This window comes from Escherichia sp. KTE172, assembly GCF_000408845.1.
GTDB classification, from domain to species: Bacteria; Pseudomonadota; Gammaproteobacteria; order Enterobacterales; family Enterobacteriaceae; genus Escherichia; species Escherichia coli.
In genome coordinates, this window is record NZ_KE137316.1 from 2,747,455 (window position 1) to 2,760,616 (window position 13,162).

General features: G+C 49.3%; 13 protein-coding genes. 5 read left to right on the forward strand and 8 right to left on the reverse strand.

Features of this window, described 5'->3' with window-relative positions:
- Positions 1-40: 40 nt before the first annotated feature.
- Positions 41-1,690: an alpha,alpha-trehalase gene (locus G434_RS10710; protein WP_000934216.1), complete on the forward strand. Its 1,650-nt coding sequence runs from the start codon at positions 41-43 to the stop codon at positions 1,688-1,690.
- A 50-nt stretch (positions 1,691-1,740) separates the two neighbouring features.
- On the opposite strand, the gene G434_RS10705 is transcribed toward G434_RS10710, so the two are convergent.
- Entirely contained in the window at positions 1,741-2,343 is a 603-nt protein-coding gene (locus G434_RS10705; protein WP_001167666.1) for a helix-turn-helix transcriptional regulator, read from the reverse strand.
- 519 nt (positions 2,344-2,862) lie between these two features.
- Here G434_RS10705 and G434_RS10700 point away from each other — a divergent pair.
- The 3 genes from G434_RS10700 (at position 2,863) to G434_RS10690 (ending at position 6,538) form a co-directional block, all read left to right on the forward strand.
- Complete coding sequence (locus G434_RS10700) at positions 2,863-3,762, forward strand: LysR family transcriptional regulator (RefSeq protein WP_001309829.1); 900 nt, start codon at positions 2,863-2,865, stop codon at positions 3,760-3,762.
- A 48-nt stretch (positions 3,763-3,810) separates the two neighbouring features.
- Positions 3,811-4,824 (forward strand): inner membrane protein YhjD, encoded by a 1,014-nt coding sequence (gene yhjD / locus G434_RS10695; RefSeq protein WP_000191259.1) that lies wholly within the window; start codon positions 3,811-3,813, stop codon positions 4,822-4,824.
- Positions 4,825-5,215: 391 nt separating this feature from the next.
- Positions 5,216-6,538 (forward strand): MFS transporter, encoded by a 1,323-nt coding sequence (locus tag G434_RS10690; RefSeq protein ID WP_001149003.1) that lies wholly within the window; start codon positions 5,216-5,218, stop codon positions 6,536-6,538.
- A gap of 181 nt (positions 6,539-6,719) precedes the next feature.
- On the opposite strand, the gene G434_RS10685 is transcribed toward G434_RS10690, so the two are convergent.
- Positions 6,720-8,780 carry an AsmA family protein gene (locus tag G434_RS10685; protein ID WP_001306593.1) on the reverse strand — a complete coding sequence of 687 codons (2,061 nt, stop codon included), beginning with the start codon at positions 8,778-8,780 and terminating at the stop codon, positions 6,720-6,722.
- A gap of 69 nt (positions 8,781-8,849) precedes the next feature.
- On the reverse strand, positions 8,850-9,617 hold the full coding sequence (pdeH, locus tag G434_RS10680) for a cyclic-guanylate-specific phosphodiesterase (RefSeq protein ID WP_001306594.1): 768 nt from the start codon (positions 9,615-9,617) through the stop codon (positions 8,850-8,852).
- Positions 9,618-9,848: 231 nt separating this feature from the next.
- Between pdeH and kdgK the strand changes: the two genes are divergently transcribed.
- A complete protein-coding gene (kdgK, locus tag G434_RS10675; RefSeq protein ID WP_001306595.1) occupies positions 9,849-10,778 on the forward strand; it encodes a 2-dehydro-3-deoxygluconokinase in 930 nt (309 codons plus the stop codon).
- On the opposite strand, the gene G434_RS10670 is transcribed toward kdgK, so the two are convergent.
- The 5 genes from G434_RS10670 to G434_RS10650 all read right to left on the reverse strand — a co-directional run bounded on the left by G434_RS10670 (position 10,750) and on the right by G434_RS10650 (position 12,978).
- Complete coding sequence (locus G434_RS10670; RefSeq protein ID WP_001244699.1) at positions 10,750-11,334, reverse strand: hypothetical protein; 585 nt, start codon at positions 11,332-11,334, stop codon at positions 10,750-10,752. The two genes, kdgK and G434_RS10670, sit on opposite strands and share 29 nt — an antisense overlap.
- Before the next feature lie 61 nt (positions 11,335-11,395).
- The gene (locus G434_RS10665; protein ID WP_000286426.1) at positions 11,396-11,698 is read right to left on the reverse strand and encodes a hypothetical protein; all 303 of its coding nucleotides are present in this window, start codon (positions 11,696-11,698) and stop codon (positions 11,396-11,398) included.
- 21 nt (positions 11,699-11,719) lie between these two features.
- On the reverse strand, positions 11,720-12,187 hold the full coding sequence (locus G434_RS10660; protein ID WP_224110744.1) for a hypothetical protein: 468 nt from the start codon (positions 12,185-12,187) through the stop codon (positions 11,720-11,722).
- 111 nt (positions 12,188-12,298) lie between these two features.
- Positions 12,299-12,553, reverse strand: a complete 255-nt coding sequence (locus G434_RS10655) for a hypothetical protein (RefSeq protein WP_000323301.1) — start codon at positions 12,551-12,553, stop codon at positions 12,299-12,301.
- A complete protein-coding gene (locus G434_RS10650; protein ID WP_000960686.1) occupies positions 12,553-12,978 on the reverse strand; it encodes a hypothetical protein in 426 nt (141 codons plus the stop codon). The genes G434_RS10655 and G434_RS10650 overlap by 1 nt, the downstream gene beginning before the upstream one ends.
- Positions 12,979-13,162: the final 184 nt, after the last annotated feature.

Below are 13,162 nucleotides of genomic sequence, written 5' to 3' on the forward strand. Positions count from 1 at the left end.
AGCCCGATAATTAGCGACGAATTTCGGAGGTTGGATCCTTATGCTCAATCAGAAAATTCAAAACCCTAATCCAGACGAACTGATGATCGAGGTCGATCTCTGCTATGAGCTGGACCCGTATGAATTAAAACTGGATGAGATGATCGAGGCAGAACCGGAACCCGAGATGATTGAAGGGCTGCCCGCCTCTGATGCGCTGACGCCTGCCGATCGCTATCTCGAACTGTTCGAGCATGTTCAGTCGGCGAAAATTTTCCCCGACAGTAAAACCTTTCCCGACTGCGCACCTAAAATGGACCCGCTGGATATTTTAATCCGCTACCGTAAAGTGCGCCGTCATCGTGATTTTGACTTGCGCAAGTTTGTTGAAAACCACTTCTGGCTACCGGAGGTCTACTCCAGCGAGTATGTATCGGACCCGCAAAATTCCCTGAAAGAGCATATCGACCAGCTGTGGCCGGTGCTAACCCGCGAACCACAGGATCACATTCCGTGGTCTTCTCTGCTGGCGCTGCCGCAGTCATATATTGTCCCGGGCGGCCGTTTTAGCGAAACCTACTATTGGGATTCCTATTTCACCATGCTGGGGCTGGCGGAAAGTGGTCGGGAAGATTTGCTGAAATGCATGGCCGATAACTTCGCCTGGATGATCGAAAACTACGGTCACATCCCCAACGGCAACCGCACCTATTATTTGAGCCGCTCGCAACCACCGGTTTTTGCGCTGATGGTGGAGTTGTTTGAAGAAGATGGTGTACGCGGTGCGCGCCGCTATCTCGACCACCTGAAAATGGAATATGCCTTCTGGATGGACGGTGCAGAATCGTTGATCCCTAATCAGGCCTATCGCCATGTTGTGCGGATGCCGGACGGATCGCTGCTCAACCGTTACTGGGACGATCGCGACACACCGCGTGACGAATCCTGGCTTGAGGACGTTGAAACCGCGAAACATTCTGGTCGCCCGCCCAACGAGGTGTACCGCGATTTACGCGCGGGGGCGGCCTCCGGTTGGGATTACTCTTCCCGCTGGCTGCGTGATACTGGTCGTCTGGCGAGCATTCGTACCACCCAGTTCATCCCCATCGATCTGAATGCCTTCCTGTTTAAACTGGAGAGCGCCATCGCCAACATCTCGGCGCTGAAAGGCGAGAAAGAGACAGAAGCGCTGTTCCGCCAGAAAGCCAGTGCCCGTCGCGATGCGGTAAACCGTTACCTCTGGGATGATGAAAACGGTATCTACCGCGATTACGACTGGCGACGCGAACAACTGGCGCTGTTTTCCGCTGCCGCCATTGTGCCGCTCTATGTCGGTATGGCGAACCATGAACAGGCCGATCGTCTGGCAAACGCCGTGCGCAGTCGGTTACTGACACCTGGCGGGATTCTGGCAAGCGAGTACGAAACCGGTGAACAGTGGGATAAACCCAACGGCTGGGCACCGTTACAATGGATGGCGATTCAGGGATTTAAAATGTATGGCGATGACCTTCTGGGTGATGAAATCGCGCGCAGCTGGCTGAAGACGGTGAATCAGTTCTATCTGGAACAGCACAAACTGATCGAGAAATACCATATTGCCGATGGTGTTCCCCGCGAAGGCGGCGGTGGCGAGTATCCGTTGCAGGATGGGTTTGGCTGGACTAACGGTGTGGTACGCCGTTTAATTGGTTTGTACGGCGAACCATAATATTTTTACAGCCAGCCGCTAACTTCCTGCTGGCTGTAAAATTATCCTCTTCAGGAGGAGATATTTAACATCATTGCCGCCTGGGTGCGATTTTTCACTTCCAGACGGCGATACAGGGATTCCAGATGCGCTTTTACCGTTCCGGTACTGATATTCAGCGCCCTGCCGATCTCTTTATTTGATTCGCCCGCCGCTAACATGGTTAAAATCTCCCGCTGGCGGGCGCTTAACGATTTGAGATCTTTAATGTCCTTTTCCGGAGTCGTCCGCCAGTCTCCAGGCAGAAACATCATCCCCATCGCCGCACTATTTACCGCCAACGCAAATGTCTCGACGGTTGAATCACGAGGCACAATGGCCAGCACATTAAAATGGATAACTTCCTGTAACCACCGTTTATTACAATCCGTCGCCGTAATTAACACCTTAACCTCAGGAAATTGCACCACGGTTTTTTGCAGCAACCAGTAGCAAAACTCACCATCCTGATCGCCATCGAGCATCACTAAGGCTTCAGGGTAACTTTCCAGCTTTTGCCATAACTCGTCTGCCTGACCGGCCCCCTGAATACTCACTCCTGGAATACGCTGCTGTAAACTGATTTTCATTCCATGAATAAATATTGACTGCCTGTCAAACATGACTATTTGCATAACTGAATCTCCACCTGAATACGTTAAAAAGACTTAAGTAGTGGAAGGGTATTACCCGCGAGAAAAAATAAGAATTCGCCATTTGGCGGTGGCCATTCTACAGAGATGACGCGTAGAAAATAGTTACCGATATAAATAGTTACAGCTAAACGCCTGAAATTACATGTCGAGGGCACTATTTAAAACAATTTTGAGGATTTCCTTATATTGATGGTTAGTACGCATGCAATTAAAAATGAAACTCCGCGACCACAAGCAAAAATAACAAACGGCAATGAGACAAAAATAAGCACAAATAGCCAACACGTCCTCTGTTCACTTTAAAGGGAATCGCTGAAAAAAACGCTCTGTTTAGGGAAATTCACCTTTCTCATAAAGCTATTCCGCCCTTTTCCTGCTGAGAAATCGCCACATTCGTCATGACAACATTGTGAAACCCGGCATAAGATGTTAGAAAAAACAATAAACAATGCGATATGCGCGCTACTGTTTCGCTGTGAACAACAATCGGTCAAAGAAATGGATAAAATTCACGCAATGCAGTTGTTCATCAAAGTCGCTGAGCTGGAAAGTTTTTCCCGCGCAGCGGATTTCTTTGCTTTGCCAAAGGGAAGTGTTTCGCGCCAGATACAGGCACTGGAACATCAACTTGGCACCCAGCTTCTCCAGCGCACCACGCGGCGGGTCAAACTCACGCCAGAAGGCATGACCTATTATCAACGGGCAAAAGATGTGTTGAGTAATCTCAACGAACTGGACGGTCTGTTTCAACAGGATGCCACCAGTATCAGCGGTAAATTACGCATCGACATCCCGCCAGGAATCGCGAAAAGCCTGTTACTGCCGCGTCTGTCGGAATTTCTCTATCTGCATCCGGGAATTGAGCTGGAGCTGAGTAGCCATGACCGTCCGGTAGATATTCTTCACGATGGTTTTGATTGCGTGATACGCACTGGCGCGTCACCGGAAGATGGCGTTATCGCCCGTCCCCTCGGCAAACTGACCGTGGTCAATTGTGCCAGTCCACACTATCTGACGCGCTTTGGTTATCCTCAAAGCCCCGACGATCTGACTTCGCACGCAATAGTGCGTTACACACCGCACCTGGGTGTACATCCGTTAGGTTTTGAGGTTGCCAGCGTTAATGGCGTCCAGTGGTTTAAGTCTGGCGGCATGTTGACGGTAAACAGTCGCGAAAACTATCTCGCCGCCGGTCTTGCCGGTCTGGGGATTATTCAGATCCCGCGCATTGCCGTGCGCGAAGCCCTGCGTGCCGGGCGGCTTATTGAAGTGTTGCCTGGCTACCGTGCCGAGCCGCTCTCCCTTTCGCTGATTTATCCGCAGCGTCGGGAGCTTTCCCGGCGTGTAAACCTGTTTATGCAGTGGCTGGCTGGCGTAATGAAAGAGTACCTGGACTGACCGACTATACTTTTTAAGAATGACCACGACAGAAGGACAAAAGAGCGGATGACGCAGGAAAACGAGATCAAACGTCCCACCCAGGATCTGGAGCACGAGCCGATTAAGCAGTTGGATAATAGCGAGAAAGGCGGCAAAGTTAGCCAGGCGCTGGAAACCGTCACCACCACTGCCGAAAAAGTCCAACGCCAACCGGTTATTGCGCACCTGATTCGCGCAACAGAACGCTTTAACGATCGGCTGGGTAACCAGTTTGGTGCGGCTATCACCTATTTCTCATTTTTATCGATGATCCCGATTTTGATGGTGTCGTTTGCCGCAGGGGGCTTTGTGCTGGCCTCCCATCCGATGTTGCTACAGGATATCTTCGACAAAATTCTGCAAAACATCAGCGATCCGACGCTAGCCGCCACGTTGAAAAACACCATCAACACCGCCGTTCAGCAGCGTACTACCGTAGGGCTTGTCGGCCTGGCGGTGGCGCTTTATTCCGGCATCAACTGGATGGGTAACCTGCGTGAAGCGATTCGCGCCCAGTCGCGCGATGTCTGGGAACGCTCGCCGCAAGATCAGGAGAAGTTCTGGGTAAAATATCTGCGTGATTTTATTTCGCTGATTGGTTTGTTGATTGCACTGATTGTGACGCTTTCGATCACCTCGGTTGCCGGTTCGGCGCAGCAAATGATTATTAGCGCCCTGCACCTGAACAGCATTGAGTGGCTGAAACCGACGTGGCGGTTGATTGGCCTGGCGATTTCCATCTTCGCCAACTATCTGCTTTTCTTCTGGATCTTCTGGCGCTTGCCGCGCCACCGTCCGCGCAAAAAAGCCCTGATTCGCGGAACATTTCTGGCTGCGATTGGTTTTGAAGTGATTAAAATCGTGATGACCTACACCCTGCCATCGCTGATGAAATCCCCCTCTGGCGCAGCATTTGGTTCCGTGCTGGGACTGATGGCGTTTTTCTACTTCTTCGCCCGTTTGACGCTGTTTTGCGCGGCGTGGATTGCCACCGCCGAATATAAAGATGACCCGCGAATGCCGGGGAAAACGCAGCGGTAATTCAATGGTTTATAATGCCTGATAAACGCACGGTCGATCCCCTCGCCCCTTCGGGGAGAGGATTAGGGTGAGGGGGTACAAGCCAGCCAGAGACCAGGCAATGACATGCACATAACCACCTGAAACTACATTTCTTCAGGAGCAAACAATTTCATACCAACTCATAACCCCAGCATATAAATCCAGTTGGTAACTTTTATTTAACCTGAAACCAGTTTTATCCACTATTTATAAAATTATGTGAAGCATTTCATAGAAGAAAAATCACTGGCCTAAACATTATCCCCTTTTTGCCTGGTTTTTGACCATTTCCGCGATTTGTTACACATTGAAATATCACTTTTGCTGTGCGTAATATGGCTATTCGTTAGCCAAAAAATAAGAAAAGATTATGCAAGCAACAGCCACAACACTCGACCACGAGCAAGAATACACGCCGATCAACTCGCGTAATAAAGTCCTTGTCGCCTCTCTCATTGGCACGGCCATTGAGTTTTTCGACTTTTACATTTACGCCACTGCGGCCGTTATTGTGTTTCCGCATATCTTCTTCCCACAGGGCGATCCTACGGCAGCAACGCTCCAGTCGCTCGCCACCTTCGCCATCGCCTTCGTCGCGCGCCCCATTGGCTCTGCCGTTTTTGGTCATTTTGGCGATCGCGTTGGGCGTAAAGCGACGCTGGTCGCCTCGTTGCTAACGATGGGGATTTCGACCGTGGTGATTGGTCTGCTGCCGGGCTATGCCACGATTGGTATTTTCGCCCCGCTGCTGCTGGCGCTGGCTCGATTTGGTCAGGGTCTGGGCTTAGGCGGTGAATGGGGCGGCGCGGCGCTGCTGGCGACTGAAAACGCCCCACCGCGCAAACGTGCACTGTATGGCTCCTTCCCGCAGCTGGGCGCACCGATTGGCTTCTTCTTTGCCAACGGCACTTTCTTGCTGCTTTCCTGGCTACTGACCGACGAGCAGTTTATGAGCTGGGGCTGGCGTGTGCCATTTATCTTCTCAGCGGTGCTGGTCATTATCGGCCTGTATGTTCGCGTGTCGCTGCATGAGTCGCCGGTGTTTGAGAAAGTCGCTAAAGCGAAAAAGCAGGTGAAGATCCCGCTGGGTACGCTGCTGACCAAACACGTACGCGTCACGGTGCTCGGTACCTTCATCATGCTGGCAACCTATACGCTGTTTTACATCATGACGGTCTACTCTATGACCTTTAGTACCGCCGCCGCGCCAGTTGGGCTTGGCCTGCCGCGTAACGAAGTGTTGTGGATGCTGATGATGGCAGTTATTGGTTTTGGCGTGATGGTGCCAGTCGCCGGATTACTGGCTGATGCCTTTGGTCGCCGTAAAAGCATGGTAATCATCACCACGCTGATCATCCTGTTCGCGCTGTTCGCCTTTAACCCGCTGCTCGGTTCTGGCAACCCGATTCTGGTTTTTGCCTTCCTGCTGCTGGGGTTAAGTCTGATGGGACTGACCTTCGGGCCGATGGGCGCGCTGTTACCAGAGCTGTTCCCGACAGAAGTGCGTTACACCGGAGCATCGTTCTCTTACAACGTAGCGTCGATTCTCGGGGCTTCCGTTGCGCCGTATATCGCAGCCTGGTTGCAGACTAACTACGGGTTAGGTGCGGTGGGGTTATATCTGGCGGCGATGGCTGGCTTGACCTTAATCGCCCTACTGCTGACCCATGAGACGCGACATCAATCGTTGTAATAAGAGTGAAAAGCCTGATGCGCTACGCTTATCAGGCCTGAATTTCCATACAATATATTGAATTCGCAAAGATTTGTAGGACGGATAAGGCGTTCACGCCGCATCCGGCATGAACAAAGCACACTTTGCCAACACTCTAAATCTGTTTAATTGCCGGATGTCAGACATCCGGCAATTATCATCACTTCTTCATCTGCGACAATATCGTCCGACACTGATTAGCCTCCCCTTCGGAAGGTGAGATCAGCGCCAGTAACGCCGCCGCTGGCGTAACCAGCGTTGCCAGTGCCGCCGCAACGGCTCCGCGAGCAATCAACGGCCCGGCTTTCACCCCAGCCTGCGGATTTTTAAACGTCCCACGCACATACAGCGGCGAACGCAGTGTGATAATCCGAATTCCTTTACTCTCCGGATCAATAGTCAAATCCAGCTGTTCCGAAGCAAAACTTGCCGTGCCGGTAATGTTAATCAACGCGTTCTCAGTATCGAAAGCAAAAATCTGCGGACGCGCCACGCCGTTGGCAATATCCAGATTCGCCGCCGCACAGTTCACCCGCACCTCATCGTCACCAAATATCGCACCGACAATGTAGTTACCGACATTCAGCCCGACAATCTCCATCAGGTTGCGGCTCACCAGCCCGTCATTCATCAGCAGTTTCAGGTTGCCGTTACTGTTGCCTAAAAGCGCCGCCACCGAGTTACCGCTACCGCGTAGTTCCGCGTCACCGTTCATTTCCCCCAGCGTCTTCTGCATCAGTTCTACATCGGGCATCAGTTCTTTCAGTTTCAGCCGACGAGCCTGAATATCCGCCCGCCCCTGCATCGGTTTTTTATCGCCCTCCAGATGAATATTCGCCGCAATGCTGCCGCCCGCCATGCCAAATTTCAGCGGTTGCAGGCGCAGGTCAGCATTTTTGAGGATGATATGAGTAGAAAGATCGCTAATCGGCAGGCTACTGCCATGCTCAATGCGCCGCCCTTTGAAGCGAACATCGGCATCCATAACGTCCCATTTATCGGTTTCGAAGCGGTCATAAGGCAGCACTTTGCCCGCAGGCTGAATGCTTTTTTCACCCTTCTTCTGTTCAGACCGTTTCGACTTTTCAGCTCCTTTCCCGGAATCAACGCCAATCAACGGTCCCAGGTCCGCCAGCCGCAATTGCCGCGACTCGACATCACCTTCTAGTTTTGGTCGTGGCTTGCCGGTGGTGTAGACCAGAGAACCGTGGATATCGCTATCGCCAATGCGCCCATTAAAACCGCGATAATCAAAGACCGACGATTTTTCAGTGTCGATTTTCGCTACCAGCCGACCATCCGTTTCAAACGGCGGGGTATCGGGCAGCAGAACGCCCGTCAGTTCATAGAGATCACCCAGCGAATCGCCAGAAAATTTAAGCCGTAAATCGACACCACCCATCTTCATTGGGTCATTCACAACGCCATCAAAAGCAACACGGGTGTTACCAGAGCGGAAATCAGCCTGTACCGGAAACGGCGTCCCTTCGCCACGCAGCGCCAGCATACCGCCAATTTTCCCCTTACCCGCGAGCGGCTCTCCGTTATAACGTCCCTGCGCCTTCAGGCCAAAAACGTAATCGCCCACCTTTTCTTTATCCGCTTTACCTTTCGATCCAGTAACTTCGCTGAACGGCAGCGGCTTGCCTAACGGATCGACAAAAATTTCCAGATCCGCTTTGCTTACTTTGTCATCAATGGCGATCCGCCCTTGATCGAACAGAATATTATCCAGCCGAAACGACCATGCCGACGGCTTTGCATTCGTGTCTTTGTTGTCATCGTTGGCGAGATTAAAGGTCCAGTTATTGTTCTTTTCAGAGAGGCGAATCAGGCGTGCGTCGGGCTTTTCCAGTTTGATCCACGGTAGCCAGACCGTTTTGGTCAGCAGCGCCAACGGTGCCAGCGTTGCCTCTACGCGTGGCAAATGCACCATCGTGACTTCGGGAATATCCGGTGGATTGCCAAGAATGATGTCTTCCGCGTGTACATGGGGCCACGGCACCCAGCTGCGCCAGCCAGTTTCTTGTTTTTGTCGCTCCCACTCCACGCCCAGATCGCCACGGATAGCGAACGGACGATTCAGTTCAGTAGAGACTTTCTGGTTGATGGTCGGTTTAAGGCGATTCCAGTCAAAAGTTGCAATCAAAATGATCGCCACGACAATCAACAACAAGAAAGCCCCTGAAATCGCAGCGGTTATTTTGCCTGCCTTGCTCATCGTTCGCTTCCTCATATTCTTCCTGTGCCAGTCCTAAAGATAGTCCAGCCAGGCGGAAAATGAGGCAGCTTATAGCGCCAGAACCGCCGTATTCAGCGTTTCTATCGGTGCCGGGCGTGAAAGAAACCAGCCTTGTGCGGCGAATGCGGGCGAGTTCTGAACATCACGCCACTCTTCCGGCGTTTCTACGCCCTCGACGATCACCCCGCGACAATAGCGATTCATGAGATGTAAAAGCTGAGAAAAGAGTGTGCGTCCTTCCGGCGACTGACGCAGCATCACAAACAGCTCTCGCGCGATTTTGATGTAGTCATAACGCACTTCACTTAGCGCAGAGAAATTTGCCATCCCGGTGCCAAAATCATCCAGCCACAGCGGGCCAAATTCACACATCGAGGCAAAGGTTGAATCTTTCGGCAGACGGATGTGTTCCACCAGTTCGAAACGCAGCCAGGGAAGACGCTCAATCTGGCGCAGGATTTTTGGTTGCTGACGCAGGGCGATGAGCGTAGGGCCATCAATATTGACCGATGCCAGCAGGTCGTGCTCTACAAAGAAGTCGGCTTTTTGCGCCAGCAAATCAATCTGCTCTTTCACAACCTCCATCCGATAGCTGACGGTGATTTCAGTAAAATAGCGATCCGGCGGCAGGCGTTGCGAAGGGTTCAAGGGATGCGTGACCACCGTTAATAGCTCCACGGCCATTAACCGCCCGCATGTTTGATAGATCGGCTGCCAGGTGTAAGCACGCTCACACTGCAACCAAAAACGCCGTTCCTGCAAGCTCTCGATACTTGCTTCAGGGTTGCTTATTCGCTGGATAACCTGCCTTATCATCAAAGATGTCCTGTGTTTAAAAGTGATGCTGCCCGGACTCGACAAAGATTATCGGCGCGCAAGGGCAGAACTTTACCGCCTGGCCGGGTTAAATTTCCCCACTCCACAACGGAATCTTTCAGGAATACGTTCTGGCTCAAAAAAATAATGGAACACTGTTTTAATATGGTTGACCAGCAAACCACCACAGCGCAAACTAACGCTAATTTTTTACAGATCAGGTTCACGACTATGTCCAAAAAGATTGCCGTGATTGGCGAATGCATGATTGAGCTTTCCGAGAAAGGCGCGGACGTTAAGCGCGGTTTCGGCGGCGATACCCTGAACACCTCCGTCTATATCGCCCGTCAGGTCGATCCTGCGGCATTAACCGTTCATTACGTAACGGCGCTGGGAACGGACAGTTTTAGCCAGCAAATGCTGGACGCCTGGCACGGCGAGAACGTTGATACTTCCCTGACCCAACGGATGGAAAACCGTCTTCCGGGCCTTTACTACATTGAAACCGACAGCACCGGCGAACGTACGTTCTACTACTGGCGTAACGAAGCCGCCGCCAAATTCTGGCTGGAGAGCGAGCAGTCTGCGGCGATTTGCGAAGAGCTGGCGAATTTCGATTATCTCTACCTGAGCGGGATTAGCCTGGCGATCTTAAGCCCGACCAGCCGCGAGAAACTGCTTTCTTTGTTGCGCGAATGCCGCGCCAACGGCGGAAAAGTAATTTTCGACAATAACTATCGTCCGCGCCTGTGGGCCAGCAAAGAAGAGACACAGCAGGTGTACCAGCAAATGCTGGAATGCACGGATATCGCCTTCCTGACGCTGGACGACGAAGACGCGCTATGGGGTCAACAGCCGGTGGAAGACGTCATTGCGCGCACCCATAACGCGGGCGTGAAAGAAGTGGTGGTGAAACGCGGGGCGGATTCTTGCCTGGTGTCCATTGCTGGCGAAGGGTTAGTGGATGTTCCGGCGGTGAAACTGCCGAAAGAAAAAGTGATCGATACCACCGCAGCTGGCGACTCTTTCAGTGCCGGTTATCTGGCGGTACGTTTGACGGGCGGCAGTGCGGAAAACGCGGCGAAACGCGGGCACCTGACCGCAAGTACCGTTATTCAGTATCGCGGCGCGATTATCCCGCGTGAGGCAATGCCGGAATAATGGTTTTTGACGGAGAACGGGTAGATATTCGTTCTCCGTTAATCGCCTTGCAGGGGTGAACCGAACTATGCTGATAATTTGAAGTAAACTGCTGACGCATATCATTCAAACTACGCGTAAATTTAAGCGGGTTCTCACCTTTAATTTCGACCGTGACGAAGACATTCCCATTGTTGTTAAAGAAGCCAAAATAATAGTCATGTTGATGACGACGATTGGTTTTAAATTGACGAAATGATAAATAGCAGCGGTTATCGTAGGTAATTAAAAAATCATTTTCTCCGTATTCGTTTATCATCTTATTTTTCAGGCTACCATCGAAGAGCACTGCATACTTATCTTTGTCAGCAAATAATTCGGCATCAGTTTCTCGGTTGATCGTGTTGACGCTGATACCGAATTCTATTTTTACCTTGTCTTTATCGATATTATTTCTTGTGCTGACATACATATTATTGGCATCCCAGAGTAAGAGAAAGTTTTTGTTGCAGGAATAAAGACCTGTTAAGCAAAGAATGACTGTTAGCAAGAATAGTATGCGTTTTTTGTTACGCATTTATACTCCTGAAAATGCGTTGAGGTCGCAAATATAATTAAATAGTCTGACATAAATAAAATTAATTCCCTATCAATAATACATCTGCGACTTTTCTTGGTCCTTCGTAGATCTCAAATGCCTCGTACTTAGTCATCCATTGTTCAGGGGCGGTATCGAAAAGGAACTGAACGCACCCCATTGAAACGATACGTCCATCGGTTACATTAGGTTTTTCCAATTCAAAAACAACGCTCCATGCATTATTTTGCCAGTCAGTTTTCTCCTCTGGAAACCTGGAGACGGGATAATATCTACCGATAGGAGGTGCGCTCCTTCTGCCACCTTCATTTTCTGTAAGCCAAACAACCTTTACACGATACATATGTTTCCATTCATTCATTAATTAAATTAAGTGTGAATTATATAATATTGCCACCCCATGCGATCTTTCCCATTTTAGTCCATCAACTAATAATGATAGAAAAGAATACTGGAAGCTTATATTTTTAATCACTTCTATTTTTTCATCATCTAATGACAAGATTACCCACCCCCCGTAATTTTTGCTAACCAGGTTGTTAATAAATTTAATTATAGGATTGGTTGAAATATCCTTTCCTTTATTCACAGCCATTTCCAGGTCATCGACTAAAGAACCATTGAAGTTGTAAACATGATATTCATTAAAGTCTATGTGCTCATCTAAAGGTGGGCCATAAGTAATCGGTAGATTGCATCTCTGCAAAAGATGATGATTACACCAGGCGTATACCGGAGGGTCGCGATGAAAGGTTTCCCCACCCCAGTGAACCATAACCTCTTGTAGATCTAGTTCCTCTGGAGCGAATCGTGTAGGGAGTAAAATATCCAAGTGAAAATCCATAGCCTATCCTAAATTTGGCACCCATAACATAAACTGTGTAAGAATCAACGACTGCCCCCCCAAAAATGGGAAAATTTACTTATTATGCAAAGTTACTTATTAAGAAGCCCATTCCTCATTTTTTGGCAAATAGCCCTTTCGCCAACAGGTCAGAATCTTAAAACTCGCTCGCAAATAAAATTTATTAGCCGAATCGTTTTTAACCATTCTGACTAATGTCATCTCACCCGTTCTTTTATCTATCACGAACTCGCCGTAATCAGATCTACAATAGTCAGAAGATGTAGGTCCAAATTCATATTTTACTACTTTATCAGTTTCTTCAATTTTCAATATTTCTATATGATAGGCCATTATTTAACACCATCTATTGCCTGGCATCGTATACAGCTAAAACCAGTAGCTAAAATCTCAACATAACTATCATAACCTGCTATAATATAATGTTTTAACTTTAACCGTTTTTTAGGGTCATATAATCTCTCTTTTTCTTCAAGCGGTACAGAATTCATTACTTGATATATACCGGAGTCCAGATTTTCACCATCAACCTTCTTAATAACAATATTGTTATAGTTGGCTTCATGAAAATTGACGGTAGCACACTTAACTTCAGCAACTGTAGTGAAGACCAGTTCAATTTGAACATAATCTTTCTCTGTTGATATTAACTCCAGAGCATCTACTTTAATGTTGACGCCATCAGACTCTGTATATGTTAAAGATAAATAAGTTGTGGAAATCCTGAATCCAATCGATTGTGATTTTAACACAAGCATAAACTCACTCCTTCCAGTAGGCACAGGTATAATTTATTCAGCTAATAAATAATTAAACCCACTCTACGGTAAGTTTATTTTAATAATGAATGGTTATCTGCGCGCTACCGCCGTGCCCGGAAAAATATCTGCGGTTATATCACGGTAACTAATTTATTACCGTTAATCCCGGCAGCGCAGAAGA

Excerpts from the sequence above, each read along its gene's own strand:
- G434_RS10655 (WP_000323301.1), bottom strand. The coding sequence starts at position 12,553 with ATGGCCTATCATATAGAAATATTGAAAATTGAAGAAACTGATAAAGTA.
- G434_RS10710 (WP_000934216.1), top strand. The coding sequence starts at position 41 with ATGCTCAATCAGAAAATTCAAAACCCTAATCCAGACGAACTGATGATC.
- G434_RS10685 (WP_001306593.1), bottom strand. The coding sequence starts at position 8,780 with ATGAGCAAGGCAGGCAAAATAACCGCTGCGATTTCAGGGGCTTTCTTG.
- G434_RS10665 (WP_000286426.1), bottom strand. The coding sequence starts at position 11,698 with ATGTATCGTGTAAAGGTTGTTTGGCTTACAGAAAATGAAGGTGGCAGA.
- kdgK (WP_001306595.1), top strand. The coding sequence starts at position 9,849 with ATGTCCAAAAAGATTGCCGTGATTGGCGAATGCATGATTGAGCTTTCC.
- G434_RS10700 (WP_001309829.1), top strand. The coding sequence starts at position 2,863 with ATGGATAAAATTCACGCAATGCAGTTGTTCATCAAAGTCGCTGAGCTG.
- G434_RS10670 (WP_001244699.1), bottom strand. The coding sequence starts at position 11,334 with ATGCGTAACAAAAAACGCATACTATTCTTGCTAACAGTCATTCTTTGC.
- G434_RS10690 (WP_001149003.1), top strand. The coding sequence starts at position 5,216 with ATGCAAGCAACAGCCACAACACTCGACCACGAGCAAGAATACACGCCG.
- pdeH (WP_001306594.1), bottom strand. The coding sequence starts at position 9,617 with ATGATAAGGCAGGTTATCCAGCGAATAAGCAACCCTGAAGCAAGTATC.
- G434_RS10650 (WP_000960686.1), bottom strand. The coding sequence starts at position 12,978 with ATGCTTGTGTTAAAATCACAATCGATTGGATTCAGGATTTCCACAACT.
- G434_RS10705 (WP_001167666.1), bottom strand. The coding sequence starts at position 2,343 with ATGCAAATAGTCATGTTTGACAGGCAGTCAATATTTATTCATGGAATG.
- yhjD (WP_000191259.1), top strand. The coding sequence starts at position 3,811 with ATGACGCAGGAAAACGAGATCAAACGTCCCACCCAGGATCTGGAGCAC.